The 18,754-nt window shown below is 61.1% G+C and carries 17 protein-coding genes and 1 tRNA gene; 17 read left to right on the forward strand and 1 reads right to left on the reverse strand.

The features are described 5' to 3' along the window. Positions 1-125: 125 nt before the first annotated feature. The 6 genes from Q8Q80_RS01610 (at position 126) to Q8Q80_RS01635 (ending at position 8,528) form a co-directional block, all read left to right on the forward strand. A complete protein-coding gene (locus Q8Q80_RS01610) occupies positions 126-1,334 on the forward strand; it encodes an acetyl-CoA C-acyltransferase (RefSeq protein WP_305631253.1) in 1,209 nt (402 codons plus the stop codon). Between the two features lie 239 nt (positions 1,335-1,573). Continuing rightward, positions 1,574-3,628 carry a sigma-54-dependent Fis family transcriptional regulator gene (locus Q8Q80_RS01615; RefSeq protein WP_305631254.1) on the forward strand — a complete coding sequence of 685 codons (2,055 nt, stop codon included), beginning with the start codon at positions 1,574-1,576 and terminating at the stop codon, positions 3,626-3,628. A 665-nt stretch (positions 3,629-4,293) separates the two neighbouring features. Further along, positions 4,294-5,589 (forward strand): DEAD/DEAH box helicase, encoded by a 1,296-nt coding sequence (locus Q8Q80_RS01620; protein ID WP_305631255.1) that lies wholly within the window; start codon positions 4,294-4,296, stop codon positions 5,587-5,589. Between the two features lie 132 nt (positions 5,590-5,721). Beyond that, entirely contained in the window at positions 5,722-6,228 is a 507-nt protein-coding gene (purE, locus tag Q8Q80_RS01625; protein WP_305631256.1) for a 5-(carboxyamino)imidazole ribonucleotide mutase, read from the forward strand. Between the two features lie 168 nt (positions 6,229-6,396). Beyond that, a complete protein-coding gene (locus Q8Q80_RS01630; RefSeq protein ID WP_305631257.1) occupies positions 6,397-7,542 on the forward strand; it encodes a 5-(carboxyamino)imidazole ribonucleotide synthase in 1,146 nt (381 codons plus the stop codon). Between the two features lie 5 nt (positions 7,543-7,547). Next, positions 7,548-8,528: an L-threonylcarbamoyladenylate synthase gene (locus Q8Q80_RS01635; RefSeq protein WP_305631258.1), complete on the forward strand. Its 981-nt coding sequence runs from the start codon at positions 7,548-7,550 to the stop codon at positions 8,526-8,528. Here Q8Q80_RS01635 and Q8Q80_RS01640 read toward each other — a convergent pair. After that, positions 8,515-9,258, reverse strand: coding sequence for a DUF3108 domain-containing protein (locus Q8Q80_RS01640; RefSeq protein WP_305631259.1), 744 nt, complete (start codon positions 9,256-9,258; stop codon positions 8,515-8,517). The genes Q8Q80_RS01635 and Q8Q80_RS01640 overlap by 14 nt on opposite strands. 100 nt (positions 9,259-9,358) lie before the next feature. Here Q8Q80_RS01640 and Q8Q80_RS01645 point away from each other — a divergent pair. The 11 genes from Q8Q80_RS01645 (at position 9,359) to Q8Q80_RS01695 (ending at position 18,749) form a co-directional block, all read left to right on the forward strand. Further along, positions 9,359-9,434, forward strand: a tRNA-Ala gene (locus Q8Q80_RS01645). Positions 9,435-9,665: 231 nt separating this feature from the next. Further along, positions 9,666-10,661 (forward strand): NAD-dependent 4,6-dehydratase LegB, encoded by a 996-nt coding sequence (locus Q8Q80_RS01650; protein ID WP_305631260.1) that lies wholly within the window; start codon positions 9,666-9,668, stop codon positions 10,659-10,661. 73 nt (positions 10,662-10,734) lie between these two features. After that, positions 10,735-11,847 carry a LegC family aminotransferase gene (locus Q8Q80_RS01655; RefSeq protein ID WP_305631261.1) on the forward strand — a complete coding sequence of 371 codons (1,113 nt, stop codon included), beginning with the start codon at positions 10,735-10,737 and terminating at the stop codon, positions 11,845-11,847. Then, entirely contained in the window at positions 11,844-13,013 is a 1,170-nt protein-coding gene (neuC, locus tag Q8Q80_RS01660; RefSeq protein WP_305631262.1) for a UDP-N-acetylglucosamine 2-epimerase, read from the forward strand. The genes Q8Q80_RS01655 and neuC overlap by 4 nt, the downstream gene beginning before the upstream one ends. 1 nt (position 13,014) lies before the next feature. After that, positions 13,015-14,082 (forward strand): N-acetylneuraminate synthase, encoded by a 1,068-nt coding sequence (gene neuB / locus Q8Q80_RS01665; RefSeq protein ID WP_305631263.1) that lies wholly within the window; start codon positions 13,015-13,017, stop codon positions 14,080-14,082. Beyond that, the gene (locus tag Q8Q80_RS01670; protein WP_305631264.1) at positions 14,075-14,722 is read left to right on the forward strand and encodes an acetyltransferase; all 648 of its coding nucleotides are present in this window, start codon (positions 14,075-14,077) and stop codon (positions 14,720-14,722) included. The genes neuB and Q8Q80_RS01670 overlap by 8 nt, the downstream gene beginning before the upstream one ends. Continuing rightward, positions 14,719-15,774: a nucleotidyltransferase family protein gene (locus Q8Q80_RS01675; RefSeq protein ID WP_305631265.1), complete on the forward strand. Its 1,056-nt coding sequence runs from the start codon at positions 14,719-14,721 to the stop codon at positions 15,772-15,774. Before Q8Q80_RS01670 ends, Q8Q80_RS01675 begins: the two co-directional genes overlap by 4 nt. Next, entirely contained in the window at positions 15,771-16,472 is a 702-nt protein-coding gene (locus Q8Q80_RS01680; protein WP_305631266.1) for a cytidylyltransferase domain-containing protein, read from the forward strand. Before Q8Q80_RS01675 ends, Q8Q80_RS01680 begins: the two co-directional genes overlap by 4 nt. Further along, positions 16,456-17,778, forward strand: a complete 1,323-nt coding sequence (locus Q8Q80_RS01685; protein ID WP_305631267.1) for an N-acetyl sugar amidotransferase — start codon at positions 16,456-16,458, stop codon at positions 17,776-17,778. Before Q8Q80_RS01680 ends, Q8Q80_RS01685 begins: the two co-directional genes overlap by 17 nt. A gap of 3 nt (positions 17,779-17,781) precedes the next feature. After that, complete coding sequence (gene hisF, locus Q8Q80_RS01690; RefSeq protein WP_305631268.1) at positions 17,782-18,543, forward strand: imidazole glycerol phosphate synthase subunit HisF; 762 nt, start codon at positions 17,782-17,784, stop codon at positions 18,541-18,543. 14 nt (positions 18,544-18,557) lie between these two features. Then, the gene (locus tag Q8Q80_RS01695) at positions 18,558-18,749 is read left to right on the forward strand and encodes a hypothetical protein (protein ID WP_305631269.1); all 192 of its coding nucleotides are present in this window, start codon (positions 18,558-18,560) and stop codon (positions 18,747-18,749) included. Positions 18,750-18,754: the final 5 nt, after the last annotated feature.

The following is an 18,754-nucleotide window of genomic DNA, read 5'->3' on the forward strand; positions in this document are numbered from 1 at the left end:
GTCCTAATATTGAACACATGAAAACGTCGCACATCGCTGTGATCGACGTGGGCGAAATCCTGTCGGTGACATGGATTTTCAGTCCCCGCCACGTGGTTTTGGCGTAACCCATTCAGGAGCGTGAATTGAAGTCAGCCCAGGATCCCGTTGTCATCGTTGCGGCCCGTCGTACGCCACTTGGCGGCTTCCAGGGTGAATTGTCGTCGCTCTCGGCCCCGCAACTGGGTTCGACCGCACTTGCTGCGGCGGTGCAGCAAGCGGGTGTCCAGGTGTCAGAGATCGATGAAGCCTACATGGGCTGCGTACTGCCAGCGGGGCTTGGCCAAGCACCCGCCCGGCAGGCGGCCCTTGGGGCTGGGCTCCCTTATTCCTGCGCTTGCACAACGGTCAGCAAGGTGTGCGGATCGGGCATGAAAGCGGTCATGCTTGCACACGATTCAATCGTCGCCGGCTCCGCAGGCATCGTTGCGGCGGGTGGCATGGAATCGATGAGCAATGCGCCTTACCTCCTGGCGCGTGCGCGCGGTGGCTACCGGCTAGGCCACGATCGGGTCATCGACCACATGTTTCTGGACGGCCTTGAAGACGCATACAACGACCGTGGTTCGTTGATGGGCGTCTTCGCCGAGCAATGCGCCGAGGAATACGGTTTTTCGCGCGAGGACCAGGATGCGTGGGCGCTGCGCTCGCTGACGCGCTCGCGCGACGCCGCTGCAGCCGGCGCCTTTGACTGGGAAATCGCGCCGGTCACGGTTGCCGGCAAAGGCCGCAGCGCTCCGGCTACGGTCGTCACGCGCGATGAGCAGCCGCAGTCGGCCAGACCGGAAAAGATCCCTGCGCTCAAACCCGCGTTCAAAGCGGATGGAACGGTCACGGCCGCGAATTCGAGTTCGATCTCCGATGGTGCGGCCGCCGTGCTGATGATGCGAGCTTCACGGGCGTCCGCGCTGGGTTTGACGCCGCTTGCCAGTATCGTTGCCCATGCGTCCTACGCGGGCGAACCGCGGCGTTTCCCGATGGCTCCCGCGTTTTCGATCCGCCGTGCGGTCGAACGCAGCGGCTGGAGGCTGGCCGATGTCGATCTGTTTGAGATCAACGAGGCATTTGCAGTGGTGACGCTCGCCGCAATTCGTGATCTCGGTCTGGACGCGGATCAGGTGAACCCCCACGGTGGAGCCTGTGCGATGGGGCATCCGATCGGGGCAACCGGTGCGCGCTTGATCGTGACACTTCTTGGTGCACTGCGCCGTGCAGGCGGCCGTCGCGGTGTGGCAAGCTTGTGTATCGGCGGAGGCGAAGCCACGGCAGTGGCGCTTGAGTTGTGGCAGGAGTAAGCTTCACGTAAGTTTCGGATCCACCAGTGATTTATCGTCCGCCAGGGCGTTAACGGTAGCTACGGTATTTCCGGCGAATTTTTTTCGTCGGCGCAGAAGATTAAAATTCAGCCCGCGAGACGGTGTGCCTCGAAGTACATCGCTACGCAGGTCCTGGAGGAGTCGGACCCTGTGCTTCGCAACACGATGTTGTGGTGTATCGGTCATCTGTCTGCCTCCGTGCAAAAAAGGAGGTGGCCATGGATGTAAGGGACGACGATCAAAGCCAGATGTTTTCCCGCCCCGAGCGTGACCGGGACGTGATGAAACACTGGGAGCGAGTGCTCAACGGTGAAGAGTGCAGTTCCGATGCGCTGCGCCGACTGATCGACGATTCCTGGCGCCGTTGTCTGAACGCGCACGTTGATCCCAGCAAGTACCAGGCCCCGCCGCCCTTGAGCGAAAACTCGCTCTATTCCCTGCAGCAAAAGCACGGTGATCTGCTCAGCGCCAGCACGCCCGTCATGGCGATGGCGCGTGACTTTCTCGCCGAAACCGGCACCATCATGGTGCTCACCGATCACAGCGGCACCATCCTCAGCCTCGAAGGCGACCATGCAACGCGCGAAGAGGGCGAAAGCATGAACATGACGCCCGGCGCCAGCTGGAGCGAAACCGCCTGTGGCACGAACGCAATCGGCACCGCGATCGCAGTACGTCATCCGGTGCAGATCCACTCCGCTGAGCATTATTGCGCCGGCATCAAGCGCTGGACCTGTTCGTCCACCGTCATCCTTGATCCCTACGACAGTTCAGTACTGGGCGCGATCGACGTGTCCGGACTGCACCAGACCTACAACCGTCACAGCCTCGCGCTGGTGGTGGCGACAGCCAGCAAGATCGAGGGGCGTCTGGCCAAGCATGAAATGGGTATCCGGTTCCGGTTGCTTGAGCGGTGCATGCACCGATTGACGCATTCCAGTAGCGACGGCGTCGTGGTGTTCGATCGCCGCGGCAATCCGGTCAAGACCAACGAGCGGGCAGAAGAAGCGCTCAACCAACTCGCGGTTGGCCGTATCGGCTCGCGCAGGCTCGATATCGCTTCGATCTCGCTCGGCCATGCCACCGACGACGGCCTTCCGGCCGGTTTGCAAGGCTGGATTGCACCCGAATGGCTGGAGCCCGTGTTCGACAACGGGCAGCGCATCGGTACGTTGTTGACCATCCCGATCTTCCGGCCTCGCGCGGCGCATAGCGGCGCAGCGACCCTGGTGGCAGAGAGCGCGGCACCGGAGCCCAGCAAACTTGACTGCGTTGTTGGCAAGGATCCGGCGCTGCTCGAATCTGTCGAGCGTGCGCGTCAGTTGTCGAAGTCGAATGTTCCGGTGCTGCTGCTGGGCGAAACCGGTGTCGGCAAAGAGGTGTTTGCCAAAGGCATACATGATTGCGGCAGCGCAAAGTCGGCGCCGTTCGTCGTCGTTAATTGTGGCGGCCTGTCACGCGAGTTGCTGGCGACAGAATTGTTCGGCTATGCGGAAGGCTCTTTCACAGGCGCACGGCGCGGCGGCATGATGGGCAAGATCGAAGCGGCCAACGGCGGCACGCTGTTTCTGGACGAATTGGGCGAAATGCCGCTTGACATGCAGCCGCACCTGCTGCGCGTCCTCGAAGAGGGCGAAATTTACCGGCTCGGCGAGAACGCGCCGCGCAAGGTCAAGTTCCGGCTGATCACCGCGACCAACCGCGACTTGCGCAAGGAAGTGACGGACGGTCGCTTCCGCATGGATCTGTATTACCGCGTCGCCGTGACCAGCATCCGCATCCCGCCGCTGCGCGACCGTCTGAGCGACATTCCGGAGTTGTCCCGTGCGCTGCTCGAAAAACTCGCGCTGCACCACGGTGTGCCGGCACCACAACTGAGTTCGGCTGACGTCGGTGACCTGTCGTCGTACTCGTGGCCTGGCAATGTGCGTGAATTGCGCAATGTGCTGGAATCGATGCTGCTGACCGGAGAACGGCCGCGCGCGCTCATCCACACCGATGAGCCGCAGGTCCGCGGTATTCGTCCGTTTGACGCGCCGATGCACGGCGGAGAACAGAACATGTTCGGCATCGGCGAAGTGCGAGACAGCCGGCGCCTTGAAGAGGCCGAGCGCGAAGCCATTCTCAGTGCGATTGACGGCAGTCACGGAAACATGGCGCTGGCAGCCCGTTCGCTCGGTATCGCCAAGAGCACGCTCTATCTGAAACTGAAGAAGTTCGGGCTGGATGCGCTGGTTGAACGGGCTCGCGAGGTTCACGCCAAAGGCCATTGATTCAAAGCAATAAAAAAAGGGGGGGCCGGCTTTTGTCGGCCTCCCTTTTTTTGCCTCAAGGGCTTTACATCACCTTGACAGCCCGGCCGATGAAAAGGATGGGGCCGGTCGGACGACCGATAGGCGACCCTGTTCCGGTTCCAGCGTGATTTCGAACAGCCGGTTGTTTTCGAGCGGCGGCAGCTTGTCCGGTTTCACATCCGTGCGGCGAGGACCGGCGTCGAAGTCAAATGCGTCCGTCAGTGAGTTCATCAAGTCGTCCGGAAGACGAGGCGAACGCGCCCAACTATGTCTGCAAGCTCGCCGATCGTGCTCGCGCACGGTTTGTCTGCCGGATACCCGAAACCTCGCAGGTTGGATGCAGCACAACGCGGCTGACGCGTGCACGTGAAATGTTGCAATGCGAAAAAGCACTTGCAAACATACGCGAGCGTCTGTAAAGTCCGCACCTCAGTGCAGAGCGGCCGATTTCCGATCGGCTTCCGGGTGATTCCGGTGCGTGCACAGCAAGTTATCGTCCCTGGCCTGTCTTTTTCTCCCGCCTGTTTGGTCATGCGTGGTTGATCGGTTAGTGCCGATAGATCGTCGGGATTTCTCCCGACCAACCCGCTCCCTCCGTTCTGCCTCACGCAGCACGGACGGTGGCCATCGTGTGGAAAAAACTCATGGAATTCTCAGAACTCGGTCTCAACGAAAACCTTCTTGGCGCAATCGTCGAGGCCGGCTACCCCAATCCTACGGACGTCCAGCAAATGGCAGTGCCTGCTGCGCTGGCTGGTCGTGACCTGATGGTGTCTTCGCAAACCGGCTCCGGCAAGACCGCTGCATTCATGTGGCCGGCGCTGAATCGCCTGATGCAGGAATCGCCGGTCAAGGCGCGCGGTCCCCGTGTGCTGGTGCTGACCCCGACGCGCGAACTGGCGATCCAGGTCACCGAAGCCTGCCGCAAGTACGGCAAGGGCATGCGCTACGCCAAGGCGGTCAGCGTGGTTGGCGGTACATCCTATGTCATGCAGAACAAGCTGCTGGCCCAGCCGTACGAAGTGCTGGTTGCCACGCCCGGTCGCCTGATCGACCAGATGGACAGTGGCCGCATCGATTTCGGCCGCCTTGAAATGCTGGTGCTTGACGAAGCCGACCGCATGCTCGACATGGGTTTCATCGAAGACATCGAAGCCATCGTTGACCGCCTGCCGCAGAATCGCCAGACGCTGCTGTTCTCGGCGACTTTCGAACCGCGTGTCTGCCGTCTGGCCGAGCGCCTGACGCGTGACGCACAGCGCATCGAGATCGTGGCTACCGCAGCCCAGCACGAAAAGATCGAACAGCGCCTGCTGTTCGCCGATGGCATGGGCCACAAGCAGCGTCTGCTCGACCACCTGCTGCGCGGTGAAGACGTCGAACAAGCCATCGTGTTCACGGCAACCAAGCGCGATGCCGACCAGATCGCAGAAACGCTGGGCGAAAACGGGTTCCTCGCAGCTGCGCTGCATGGCGACATGCATCAGGGCGAACGCAACCGTACGCTGGGTCATCTGCGCCGCGGTGCGCTGCGTGTGCTGGTTGCGACCGACGTTGCCGCGCGCGGCATCGACGTGGCTGGTATCAGCCACGTGATCAATTTCGATCTGCCGAAGTCGGCGGAAGATTATGTGCACCGTATCGGCCGCACGGGTCGTGCCGGCCGCAGCGGCATCGCGGTCAGCCTGGCCTCCGGTGACGACGTGCGCCGCGTGAAGACGATCGAGCGCTTCATCCGCCACGTGATTCCGGTGCATACCATTCCGGGTCTGGAGCCGCGCGTGCAACCGCGCAGCACGGCACCGCGCAGTGCTCGTCCTGGTGGTTCGGCCCGTCCGGGCGGCTGGGGTGCCAAGCCGGGCGGCGCACCGCGCCGCGAAGGTGGTTATCGTGGCAACGCAGGCGGTGGCCGCACAGACCGGGCACGCCGCCCGGACTGATCGCTGAAGCAGCCTGACACGGGCGAAGGGGCATCGGGGAACCGGTGCCCCTTCGCTTTTTCATTTATTGCCGTACAGGTGTAAAGTTCGCACCTTTTTCCGGGCGGCGCGGGCTGCCGGAGGACCTTGACGATGAGTGCTTCTGAAGCAGCGCGAGCGCCCCGGGTTGGCGTGGTGATGGGGTCGAATTCCGACTGGGACACACTGCGCGCCGCAACAGCGCTGCTCGAGCAGTTTGGCGTGCCTTTCGAAGCACGCGTCGTGTCGGCGCATCGCACGCCGGACCTGCTGTTTACGTATGCCGAAGAAGCGCGCGCGCGCGGTCTGCGCGCCATCATCGCCGGGGCCGGCGGCGCGGCGCATCTGCCGGGCATGCTGGCGGCGAAGACCACTGTGCCGGTGCTGGGTGTGCCGGTGCAGTCGAAGGCACTCAACGGCATGGATTCGCTGCTGTCCATCGTACAGATGCCCAAGGGTGTGCCGGTCGCGACCTTCGCCATCGGCGAAGCGGGCGCGGCCAATGCGGCGCTGATTGCGATTGCTTTGCTGGCGGGCGAAGATGCAGCGCTCGCCCGTGCGCTTGATGCCTTCCGCGCGCGGCAGACCCAGACCGTGCTCGACATGAAACTGGATGGCTGACAACGAGCTTCGATGCCGCCGGCCGTCATCGGCGAGTCGTGTTGCAGGTGTCGGGCGGGTTCTGTCTGTGCAGGTTCTTTTGTTCATTGAATTTCATTCCTCTTCGGGTAATGCATCGCCGCATACAGGCGATGCACGTCCGAAGCGCTTTCATCGGAGTCGCAACACATGATTCTTCCTCCCGCGACACTGGGCATGCTGGGAGGCGGTCAGCTCGGCCGCTTTTTCGTGCTGGCCGCCCATGAAATGGGTTATCGCGTGGTCGTGCTCGACCCCGACCGCAACAGTCCGGCCGGACGGGCGGCCGATGAACACCTGTGTGCCGCCTACGACGATGCGGATGCGCTGGAGCGACTGGCGCAAGGCTGTGCGGCGGTGACCACCGAATTCGAGAACGTGCCGGCCGACACGCTTGACCATCTCGCCAAGTTCATCCCGACCCGCCCGAACGCCGAATGCGTTGCCGTGGCGCAGAATCGCATCGCCGAAAAAACCTTCCTGTCCGACCGCGGGTTCGCGGTCGGACCGTTCGCCACGGTCACCAGCGCCGTGCAGATCGAGTCCGTTGACCCAGCGCTGTTCCCGGCGGTGCTGAAGGTGGCGCGCTTCGGTTATGACGGCAAGGGCCAGGCGCGGGTCGCCAACGTGGCGGAAGCCAAGGCTGCGTTCGAAAGCTTCCGCGGCGAAGCCTGCGTCCTGGAAAAGATGCTGACGCTTGACATGGAAGTGTCGTGCGTGCTGGCGCGCGATGCGGCCGGCCGCGTCGAGCCTTTCCCGATCGCAGAGAACAGCCATCGCAACGGCATCCTTGATGTGAGCATCGCGCCGGCACGCATCAGTGGTGCGCTGGCCGCCGAAGCAACTGAAATGGCGGCCGGCATCGCCGCCGAACTGGGTTACGTCGGCGTGCTCGGCGTCGAATTCTTCATTTCGGAAGGCCGTCTTCTGGTCAATGAAATGGCGCCGCGACCGCACAACAGCGGTCACTACACGATCGATGCGTGCGTCACCAGCCAGTTCGAGCAGCAGGTGCGCATCCTGTGCGGCCTGCCACTGGGCGACGCGCGACAGCATTCGCGCGCGGTGATGGTGAATCTGCTGGGCGACCTGTGGTACGAGCGTGATGCGCACCATGCGCACGAGCCCGAATGGTCGCGCCTGCTGCGCGTCCCCGGGTTGAAGCTGCATCTGTATCGCAAGCACCACGCGCGCCATGGCCGCAAGATGGGGCACTTCACGGTGCTGGGTGAGCATGGCGAGCCGGTCATCGATCTGGCGATGAATGCCCGCCAGGCGCTTGGCATCGAAGACTGAGCATCGTGACCGCCGGCAGCACAGAAATTGATGTGGCAGCGCAGCGGCTGCGTGCCGGCGAACTGGTCGCCTTTCCGACCGAAACGGTTTATGGCCTGGGTGCCGACGCGCTCAACCCCGATGCCGTGCGCCGGATATTCGCAGCGAAGGGCCGGCCGGCTGATCATCCGCTTATTGTCCACCTGCCGGACACCGCCCAGCTGGTCGACTGGGCGCGCGACATCCCGCGCGAAGCGATCACGCTGGCTAATGCGTTCTGGCCCGGGCCGCTGACGCTGATCCTGAAACGCGACGCCGATGTACCTGACGAAGTCACCGGCGGGCAGGACACGGTCGGTCTGAGGGTTCCGGCGCATCCCGTCGCGCTGCAGTTGTTGCGTGCGTTCGGAAGCGGCGTGGCTGCGCCGTCGGCGAATCGCTACGGCCGCATCAGCCCGACCACCGCCGCGCATGTCCGCGATGAATTCGGCGACGCGATCACCGTGCTGGACGGTGGCGCCTGCGAAATCGGCATCGAATCGACCATTCTCGATCTGTCGGGAGAGGCGCCGCGCATCCTGCGTCCGGGGGCGATATCGGCCGCACAGATCGAAGCGGTGATCGGTCGCCCGCTTGCGGACACGGCCGGGCAGGGCGCACCGCGCGCATCAGGCACGCTGGCGGCGCATTACGCGCCACGCACGCCGATGAAGAAAGTGGCCGGCGAACGCCTGCGCGATTTCCTGAACGCCTTTCGCCACAGCGGGCGCCGCTGTGCAGTGATCGCCCACTCTCAGCCGCCGCTGGCAGATTGTCCGCACCACTGGAGCATGCTGCCGGCTGATCCGGCGGGCTACGCGCGCGGCCTTTACGCCGCCTTGCGCGAAGCCGATGCCAGCGGTGGTGCGATGATCGTGATCGAGGAGACGCCGGAGGCCGGCCCCTGGTCGGCGGTGAACGACCGGCTCAAGCGCGCGCTGGCCGGGGCGGGCATCACGCCACTCTGAACGACGTCAGTTCCCAGACGATCCAGTCTTCGCGAAAGTAGGGCATGCGGGCGCGCATCTTCTGCAGGTACTGCCCGCGCCATTCGCGCTTCACCCAGCGTTTCACCTCCGGCGCGTACCACAGGTTTTCGACCCGCTCCGAGTGGCTGCGGAAGAAATCCGGGTGCTCGAACTTGATCAGCCGGCGCACGTTCAGCGCCTCGAACGTGCCTGCCGGCACCGTGACCGACTCGGTGCGCAGGGCGTCGATCTGCACATGCCAGCGCCTGGCGCGCGACTTCGGGTCATGCACCACCATCGACTGCCAGCTTTCGCGTGCGCCCGGCTCGAGCAGCGCGGGCAGCAGCGGCAGCGGCGGGTTGTACAGGTTGTCGTAGTCGTACACCGAATCGCGCGTGACGACCCATGGCGCATCGTATTCCTCGCGCTGATCGTGGCGCAGGCCGCTCAGCGGCTTGCCCTCGACTTCAAGCCGCAGCACCGGCGAAGCCCCTGCCTCGGCAATGTAGCGAATCTGCGCCTGGCGCTCGCGGTTGTAACCGTTGAGCTCGTCGTAAGCCCATTCATCGCCCGTTGCGATCGTCGATGCATCGTGATCGCCAACCTTCGAATACAGCCCGGCCGTCGCGCAGCCTGACAGCAGGGCCGGTACCGAGCCCGCCGCCAGCAGCGCGATGCCGTTGCGCATGAAAAGCCGGCGTTCCTGCCCGCGTGTTTCGTCCGATTCCATCGTTTGCTCCGTCACATTATTCCGTGCAGCAGTGCGACCGGTTTCTGCGTCGCACGTTCCTTCACAAGCCGCCTGCGGCGCACTATACTGCGCGCTCGTTGGGGGGGTAGCTCAGCTGGGAGAGCGTCGCGTTCGCAATGCGAAGGTCGGGAGTTCGATCCTCCTCCTCTCCACCAAATTACAACACCGATGTTCCGCTACTGCCTCCCGTTCACAGGTGTGATCAAAAGCGCACGTGTATGCTGTTGGTATTGGTCGAGCCTTAGACTGACTGAAATCTTCTCCCTCAAGTCCACATCGTGGTTAACGCCTATGCCTCGCGCGCCGAGGCTGAAGCGCGGCAGTCGGTCATTCTGAATTCCGCCTCCGGACGTCAGCATTGACCGGCGGGAGCATATGGAGCGATCGTGAAAGTTCTTGTAACCGGTGCTGATGGATTCATCGGATCCCATCTCGTCGAAGCGCTGATTGCCAAGGGGTACGATGTCCGTGCGTTCGTGCTCTACAACTCGTTCAATTCGTGGGGTTGGCTTGACCAGTTGGCGCCGGATGTACGCGGCAAGCTTGACGTTTTTTGCGGCGACGTTCGTGACCCGAATGGCGTGCGAACAGCAATGAGGGACTGCGATGCGGTGCTGCACCTGGCCGCGTTAATTGCTATTCCATACTCGTATCATTCGCCTGATACCTACATCGACACCAATGTAAAAGGTACGCTGAATGTGTTGCAAGCCGCCCGCGACGCGGGCGTTCAGCGGGTAATACACACTTCAACAAGTGAGGTTTACGGAACTGCGCGGTTCGTGCCGATTACCGAAGCCCATCCGCTGCAGGGGCAGTCGCCGTACTCGGCATCGAAAATAGGTGCCGATCAGCTAGCGTATTCATTCTTTGCAGCCTTCGATCTGCCCGTTGTGATCGCGCGGCCGTTCAATACTTATGGGCCGCGTCAATCTGCCCGTGCAGTCATCCCAACCATCATTACGCAGATTGCGAGTGGTCAGCGCGAAATACGGCTAGGTGCTGTTTCTCCGACGCGGGACTTCAATTTCGTCCGCGATACGGTTGCTGGTTTCATCGCCGCGCTCGAGAGCCATCGAGCCGTCGGAGAAGTGATTAATTTCGGCAGCAACTTCGAGATATCGGTGGGCGATACGGCGCGCCTGATTTCCGACGTGATGGGGCATGAGATTCGGATTGTATGTGACGACGAAAGGCTGCGTCCGATGAAATCAGAAGTGGAGCGGCTCTGGGCCGATAATTCGAAGGCGAGGGAATTGCTCGGCTGGTCGCCCTCATACGGAGGTCTGGACGGTTTCCGACGTGGTTTAGCTGAAACTGCCGATTGGTTTGTGAATCCTGCCAACCTGGCTGCCTACAAGGCAGATAGGTACAACATCTGAAATGAAAGCCAGGAATAGTACGTTGGAGGGTTTTCTGTCTGGACTCAATCGTGTCCTAGGCAAGGCTGACACGATGATTTCACTGCATGAGCCCGAATTTCACGGTAATGAATGGACATACGTTAAGGAATGCATTGATACTGCTTGGGTCTCGTCGGTAGGGAAGTATGTTGACCAGTTTGAAACGAGCCTTGCTGCACTGACCGGCGCACGCTTTGCCGTGGCGGTCGTAAATGGCACGGCCGCGCAGCATGTCGGTCTGCTGCTTGCCCGTGTGATGCCGGGGGATGAAGTCATCGTGCCAGCGCTGTCCTTTGTCGCGACCGCCAATGCGGTCTCCCATTGCGGAGCGGTACCGCATTTCGTCGATAGCTGCATGGACACGTTGGGTATGGATCCAGTTGCCTTGCAAGAACATCTTGAGGCGACGACAGAGCGTTCATCTGGGCAGTTGCGAAATGTGCGTACTGGGCGTCGCATCGCTGCGATCGTGCCGATGCATACCTTCGGGCACCCGGTGGATATGCCTGAGCTGATGGACGTTGCCGCGCGGTTCGGTTTGCCGATCGTCGAGGATGCGGCCGAGTCGCTCGGAAGCACCTTACACGGGCGCCACACCGGAACCTTTGGCTTGCTAGGTGCAATGAGCTTCAACGGAAACAAGATCATCACGACCGGCGGAGGCGGAGCCATCCTGACCGACGATCCTGTTCTGGCGAGTCATGCAAAACATCTGACAACCACAGCCAAAAAGCCACACCGTTGGGAGTTCTTCCACGATGAGATTGCATTCAATTATCGCTTGCCGAATCTGAATGCTGCCCTCGGTTGCGCACAGCTTGAGCGCCTGCCAGACTTGTTGCGGCGCAAGCGGCTCCTCGCCGAACGCTACCGGGAGGCGTTCAGCCTTGCAAGCGGTATTCGGTTTGTCGGTGAACCGGACGGTGCGTGCAGCAATTACTGGTTGAACGCCATTCGTCTGGAAAGACCGGACATCAATGCTCGAGATGCCCTGCTAGCAGCCTCGAACGATGCCGGGTTTCAGTGTCGCCCTGCGTGGACGCTGCTGCATCGCTTGCCCATGTATTCCAGTTGCCCGCGTGCTGAACTGCCGGTCTCGGAAGCGCTTGAAGCCAGTCTGATCAATGTGCCGAGCAGCGCTAGGCTGGCCGGGCCAGACGCATGAAGACCCGTCGTCGGATATGCATTGTCACCGGCTCGCGCGCCGAATACGGCCTGATGTACTGGCTGATGAAGGAAATCGCTGCAGATGCGACGTTGCAGCTACAGGTGGTCGCGACCGGCATGCATCTGTCACCCGAATTCGGCTTGACTTATCGGCAGATCGAAGCGGATGGTTTCACCATTGATGTTCGCGTCGACATGCTGCTGTCGGCGGACGACGAGGTCGCCATCACGAAATCTCTCGGGTTGGGCGTGATCGGTTTCGCGGACGCATTTGCTACGCTATCGCCGGATGTCGTCGTGGTCCTCGGTGATCGATTCGAAATCCTTGCTGCAGCGCAGTCGGCAATGCTAGCGCGCATCCCGGTCGCGCACATCCACGGCGGAGAGACGTCGGAGGGTGCGTACGACGAGAGCATCCGACACGCAATAACCAAAATGTCGCATCTACATTTTGTAGCAGCCGAGCCTTACCGCAAGCGCGTGATTCAACTCGGTGAAGCGCCGGAACGGGTTTTCAATGTCGGTGCGCCGGGCCTTGATCACTTGCGCCGGACGGACGTGATGTCGCGCGCCGAGCTTGAACAGTCGCTCGATATGACACTGAAGGGGCCACTTTTTCTCGTGACCTATCATCCGGCAACGCTGGGGAATGTTCTCCCCGAAATAGCGATGACTGAACTGTTGCGTGCGCTGCAGTCGTTTCCACAGGCTACAGTCGTGTTCACCTATCCAAATGCGGATACCGGTGGGCGAGCGTTGATCGGCTGCATCGACCGGTACGTTGCAGAACACCCAGCACGAGCACGTGCGTACGTGTCGCTCGGCCAGCCTCGTTATCTCGGCCTGATGCGCGAAGCGGACGTGGTCATTGGCAACTCATCCAGCGGTTTAATCGAAGCGCCGGCACTCCGCAGGGCAACGGTCAATATCGGCGATCGGCAAAAAGGGCGGCTCAAGGCCGCCTCTGTAATCGATGCGGACGAGCGCTGCAAAGACATCGTCGAGGCTATCCGTCGCGCACTATCGAGCGACTTCCGCGCTGGACTCGACCAAGTGCGCCCGCTTTACGGTTGCGGCGGCGCGAGTGAAGCCATCGTTGCGCAGTTGAAGCAGCCACTACCGCCCGTGCAGAAGTCTTTTTTCGACCTCCAGCATGAGAGCTGACATGAAAACGTTCGTCATTGCCGAGGCCGGTGTCAATCACAATGGCTGCATGGAAAAGGCAAAGCGCCTCATCGATGCCGCTGCGGACGCTGGTGCCGATGCGGTCAAATTCCAGACCTTCCGTACCGCTCATCTGGTCGCGCGTCACGCGCCGAAGGCGGCTTACCAGAAGCATACGACGGATCCTGACGAAAGCCAGTTCGACATGATCCGCAAACTTGAACTTGATGAAGCCAGCCACGAGGCGCTGATAGCACACGCCATGTCGTGCGGCGTGGAGTTCCTTTCTACGCCGTTTGACACTCCCAGCCTGCACCTGCTTACTCGAAAATTTGGGATCTCAACGGTCAAACTGTCGTCCGGTGACATCACGAATGCGCCTTTTCTGCTTGATGTGGGGCGCGCCGCGAAGCGAATTATCATGTCGACCGGCATGAGCACGCTGGCCGATATCGAAGCTGCGCTCGGTGTGCTCGCCTTCGGTATCACGTGTCCTGCTGACGTGACGCCGGGGCGCGATGTCTTCGCGGCGGCGTTTGCGTCCGACGTCGGTCAGCACGCGTTGCGCCATCAGGTTGCGCTCTTGCACTGCACAACCGAGTATCCGGCGCCTTTCGGCGAGGTGAATCTACGCGCGATGGATACGATGGCGAGTGCTTTCGGGCTGACAGTCGGCTATTCGGACCATACCCCGGGCATTCATGTCGCGATTGCAGCAGCGGCACGGGGAGCCGCGATCATTGAAAAGCACTTTACGCTTGACCGTACACTGCCCGGACCCGATCATCAGGCATCGCTTGAGCCCAGCGAACTCAAAGCCATGGTGGCAGCGATTCGCGACATCGAACTGGTGTTCGGTGACGGCGTAAAGCGCCCGACTGCTAGCGAGTCAAAAAATCGTGCCATCGCTCGCAAAAGTCTGGTTGCCGCCCGGGCGCTGGCTGCGGGCGAGGCGCTTGAACTTGCCTGCAAGCGTCCGGGCAGTGGCCTGTCGCCTTTTGATTTCTGGCACCTTTCAGGCAGGCCCGCTTTGCGTGACTACGCAGCGGATGAGGTGCTGGATGACTGATCGGCCCCTGGTGATCCTTGCTGCGGGAGGACACGGCAGTGTCTTGCTTGATGCCTTGCTGAGTGCTGGCCGGTTGGTGCGCGGCATCGCCGATCCGGGCCTAACCGTCGGCAGCACGGTGTTCGATGTGCCCGTGCTCGGTGATGACACGTGGGTCGCTGAAATAGAGCCATCGTCGGTGTCGCTCGTCAATGGCGCTGGCGTCGTGCCAGGCGCGCTGTTTCGCTACCGACTGTACAACGACTGGAAGCAGCGTGGTTTTCAATTCGCTCAAGTGGTGCACCCCTCGGCAGTCATCGGGCGAGGTGCTTTTTTGTCGGAAGGCAGTCAAGTGATGGCTGGTGCAACGTTGCAGTGTCGTATTTGCATCGGTGAGAACACTTTGATCAACACGCGTGTGAGCGTTGATCACGACTGCATCATTGGCTCCCACGTGTTCGTCGGTCCGGGCGCGACGATCTGCGGTGAGGTTACGCTCGGCGCCCATGTGTTCATCGGAGCCGGCGCAGTCGTGCTGCCTGGAGTGAGCATTGGCGAAGGCGCCATTGTCGGTGCTGGCACCGTGGTCACGCGAGACGTGACAGCGGGTGCGCTGCTCAAAGGAGTTCCGGCAACCATCAGGCACGATCGTCACTCATGAAGCACTGGAAAAAGATCGTCATAAAGCCGGACACGTCACTGCGCGACGCCATTGCGTGCATCGACGGCTCAGGCTTGCAACTGGCGCTCGCGCTGGACGAAGCAGGTCGCCTGGTCGGTACGCTTAGTGATGGCGACGTACGCCGGGCCATCCTGCGGGGTTGCGATCTGTCGGCACCGGTATCGGAGGTGATGAACCGCTGCCCGATCACTGCCCCTGAACACGCGTCGCACGCGGAATTGCTCGCGCTGATGCGTCGTAAGGTGCTGCACCACGTACCCATGGTCAATCACGAAAAACAGGTCGTTGACCTCGCCACCCTGGATACGCTGACGGGCGTTGCGGAGCTTCCGAATTGGGTAGTGCTGATGGCAGGCGGACTGGGCACCCGCCTGCGGCCGCTTACCGAAAGCTGTCCCAAGCCCATGCTGCAGGTCGGCGGCAAGCCGATACTCGAGAGCATTCTCGAAAGCTTTGCCGAACAGGGCTTCCGCAAGATTTTCCTGTCGGTGAATTATCTCGCCGATGCCATCAGTGACTATTTCGGCAACGGCAGTCGTCATGGCGTGGAAATTCATTATCTTCATGAGGACAAGCGCCTCGGCACGGCCGGCGCCTTGTCGTTGCTGCCGGAGCAGCCGAACGATCCGATTGTCGTGATGAACGGCGATCTGCTGACGCGTGTTCGGTTCGATCACATGCTGCGCTTTCATGAAGAGCGTGATGCGGCGGCAACCATGGCGGTGCGCGAGTACGATTTTCAGGTGCCGTACGGAGTCGTGCGCATGGACGGCGCCGATATCGTGTCCATCGACGAAAAGCCGGTGCATCGCTTCTTCGTCAACGCCGGAATCTACACACTGTCGCCGGAAGCGCTGTCGCATGTCGCTGGCAATACTTTTTTCGATATGCCGACCTTATTCGAGAAGCTGCTGGACAGTGGCCGGCGGACATCAGCCTATCCGTTGCGTGAGTACTGGCTCGACGTCGGACGCCTCGAAGAACTGGAACGTGCGCAGAGCGAATGGCCTCACGGCGGAGCTGCCGGGTGATCGACGGCGCTACTGTGCTTGCAATCATTCCGGCGCGTGGCGGCTCGAAAGGCGTACCCGGCAAGAACATTCGTCGAGCCGGCGGCAAGCCGCTCATCGCATGGACCATCGAGGCAGCCAGCGCTTCGTCCCTGATTGATCGCGTCGTGCTGTCGTCAGATGATGAAAAAATCATCAATGTGGCACGGGCGCATGGCTGCGAAGTACCTTTCGTCCGCGATCTGGCACTTGCCGGCGACGACACGCCGGCGATCGATGTGGTGGTCGATGTGCTCGACCGCTGCGGAGACCCGACGTGGGTGGTGCTACTTCAGCCCACCTCGCCGCTGCGTACGGCTGCGGACATCGATGGAGCAATCCGTCTCTGTGTCGCGCGCGAAGCGTTTTCGTGCGTTTCGGTCTGTGCGGTGCAGCAGTCACCGTACTGGATGTTCCAACTCAGCGACGACCACCGTCTGCTGCCCCTGTTCCCTGAGGCCGCTATCACACGACGGCAGGATCTGCCTGAAGTTCATGCGCTGAACGGCGCTGTCTATGTCGCCAGAGCCGACTGGTTGCGACAGGAACGCCGGTTTGTCGCGTCGGGCACCATCGGCTACGAAATGCCGCTCGAGCGATCGCTCGATATCGATACCGAAAGCGATTTTATGCACTTAAAATACTTACTGGGAGACATCAAGCATGTTCCGCTACCCTAAGCGCCGCGAATTTGACATCGAGCCCTTCAAGCGGGACGCCGGTCAGCACGACACCCTTTACGGCCTCCCACATGACGTCGTATTCTGCCGAAAGTGCATCATTTCGAACCAGCGGCCGAATTCAGCCGTCGAGTATGTGCATACCAAAGGCACCAAGAAAACGACCATCCACTTTGACGAGCAAGGTATCTGTGATGCCTGCCGGATGGCCGAGCAAAAGCAGAACAGGATCGACTGGGACGATCGCGAGCGGCAGTTGCGCGAGTTGTGCGACCGTCACCGCAGTACCGACGGCTCCTACGACTGCGTGGTGCCGGGCTCGGGCGGCAAGGACAGTTTCTACGCAGCGCACATGCTGAAGTACAAGTACGGCATGCATCCATTGACGGTCACCTGGGCGCCCCACATTTACACCGACTGGGGTTGGCGTAATTTCCAGAGCTGGCTGCATGCTGGTTTCGACAATTTCCTGTGCACGCCGAACGGCAAAATCCATCGGTTGATAACCCGTCTGGCAGTGGAGAACCTTTTCCACCCATTTCAGCCCTTCATGTTTGGTCAGAAGGCACTGGCTCCCAAGATGGCGCTGCTACACAAGATTCCGCTGGTGTTCTACGGTGAGAACGAGGCCGAATACGGCAATCCCATCGCCGACACGCAGTCGGCCAAGCGCGACTGGTCCTATTTCACGGCAGCCGACAAGTCGCAGATTTACTTGGGCGGTACTTCACTGGCGGACCTGAAAGATCACTTCGGCGTCGACGAGCACGAACTGCAGCCCTACCTGCCGGCGAATCCGGCACAGATCGAGGAGAGTAACGTAGAGGTTCATTACCTCGGCTACTACCTGAAATGGCATCCGCAGAGCTGTTATTACTATGCAGTCGAGCACGGAGGATTCCAGGCGTCACCGGAACGGACACCGGGTACTTACAGCAAGTACAACAGCATCGACGACCGTATCGACGATTTCCATTACTACACCACCTTTGTCAAGTTCGGCATCGGTCGCGCGACATACGATGCCGCACAGGAAATTCGTTCGGGTGACATCAACCGCAGCGAGGGCGTGGCCCTTGCCAAGCGCTTCGACGGTGAGTTCCCGGAACGTTTCGCCAACGAAATATTCCGCTACCTCAGTCTTCCGGCGAACGAGTTTCCACAGGCTTCGAAAATGTTCGAACAGCCCATCATTGACTACGAGTATTTCATGCACCTTGCGGACACTTTCCGTTCGCCGCATCTCTGGACGTTCGATCAGGGGGAGTGGAAGCTGCGCAGCCAAGTCTGGCATGAGGGTGCCTGAAGGATGGCCGGCGTAAGACTCATTCCGCGCCTTGACATCAAGGGGCCGAATCTCATCAAGGGCATCCACCTTGAGGGCCTGCGCGTCGTCGGTGATCCGCAGGTTTTCGCACGGCGCTACTACGAACAGGGCGCCGACGAACTGATCTACATGGATACCGTGGCCAGCCTTTACGGCCGCAACAGCTTGCGCGACATAGTCAGTCGTACCGCGCAGGATGTGTTTATCCCGCTAACCGTTGGCGGAGGAGTGCGCTCGGTCGACGACGTGCGCGAACTGCTCCGGGCGGGCGCAGACAAAATTGCCATCAACACCGCTGCGGTGGCGCGTCCGGAGCTGATAGGAGAAGTGTCGCGCGCGTTCGGCTCCCAGTGCATGGTGCTGTCGATCGAAGCCAAGCGCATCGCGCCGGGGCGTTGGGAAGTTTTCACCGACAATGGTCGGGAGCGCACGGGGTTGGATGTCGTCGCTTGGGCGCAGCGTGGCGTCGAACTGGGTGCAGGTGAGATCCTGCTAACGTCGGTCGATCAGGAAGGTACTCGAAAAGGCTTCGATGTCGATCTGGTGAGCGCGGTGGTGGAGGTTTGCCCGGTTCCGGTGATCGCCAGTGGTGGCATGGGGTCGCTTGACCATCTCATCGACGTCTGTGGCCGCGGAAAAGCTGATGCAGTTGCAATAGCCGACGTGCTGCATTATGACCGGATTGGTTTTTCGACCATTCGTGCGGGTGCTGCCGGGGCCGGAATATCGGTACGAACCATTTGACCCGTGAGACCGCAATGACGAAGCGCGACGCCTACGCATCGGTGTCGAGGCGGGAGTCCATTCAGCTTACTGCGCTGCGTGCGCCGGCGCCCTCCGTGGTGATGCACGAGGCTGAACACTTCGCGGTTGAGGCGGCCGCCGTCGGCATTGCGGGGCGTGCGTATCCTGCAAGAGATACCACTGATCCGCGGATCTGCTTTCACTGACGGAT

Origin of the sequence: Methyloversatilis sp., assembly GCF_030698125.1 — a bacterium.
In the GTDB taxonomy this organism is placed as follows: domain Bacteria; phylum Pseudomonadota; class Gammaproteobacteria; order Burkholderiales; family Rhodocyclaceae; genus Methyloversatilis.

Bases quoted from the DNA above. Each gene is read 5' to 3' on its own strand.
- purE (WP_305631256.1), top strand. From the start codon at position 5,722: ATGAGTGCTTCTGAAGCAGCGCGAGCGCCCCGGGTTGGCGTGGTGATG.
- Q8Q80_RS01695 (WP_305631269.1), top strand. From the start codon at position 18,558: ATGACGAAGCGCGACGCCTACGCATCGGTGTCGAGGCGGGAGTCCATT.
- Q8Q80_RS01685 (WP_305631267.1), top strand. From the start codon at position 16,456: ATGTTCCGCTACCCTAAGCGCCGCGAATTTGACATCGAGCCCTTCAAG.
- hisF (WP_305631268.1), top strand. From the start codon at position 17,782: ATGGCCGGCGTAAGACTCATTCCGCGCCTTGACATCAAGGGGCCGAAT.
- Q8Q80_RS01675 (WP_305631265.1), top strand. From the start codon at position 14,719: ATGAAGCACTGGAAAAAGATCGTCATAAAGCCGGACACGTCACTGCGC.
- Q8Q80_RS01670 (WP_305631264.1), top strand. From the start codon at position 14,075: ATGACTGATCGGCCCCTGGTGATCCTTGCTGCGGGAGGACACGGCAGT.
- Q8Q80_RS01630 (WP_305631257.1), top strand. From the start codon at position 6,397: ATGATTCTTCCTCCCGCGACACTGGGCATGCTGGGAGGCGGTCAGCTC.
- Q8Q80_RS01640 (WP_305631259.1), bottom strand. From the start codon at position 9,258: ATGGAATCGGACGAAACACGCGGGCAGGAACGCCGGCTTTTCATGCGC.
- Q8Q80_RS01615 (WP_305631254.1), top strand. From the start codon at position 1,574: ATGGATGTAAGGGACGACGATCAAAGCCAGATGTTTTCCCGCCCCGAG.
- neuC (WP_305631262.1), top strand. From the start codon at position 11,844: ATGAAGACCCGTCGTCGGATATGCATTGTCACCGGCTCGCGCGCCGAA.
- Q8Q80_RS01655 (WP_305631261.1), top strand. From the start codon at position 10,735: ATGATTTCACTGCATGAGCCCGAATTTCACGGTAATGAATGGACATAC.
- neuB (WP_305631263.1), top strand. From the start codon at position 13,015: ATGAAAACGTTCGTCATTGCCGAGGCCGGTGTCAATCACAATGGCTGC.
- Q8Q80_RS01620 (WP_305631255.1), top strand. From the start codon at position 4,294: ATGGAATTCTCAGAACTCGGTCTCAACGAAAACCTTCTTGGCGCAATC.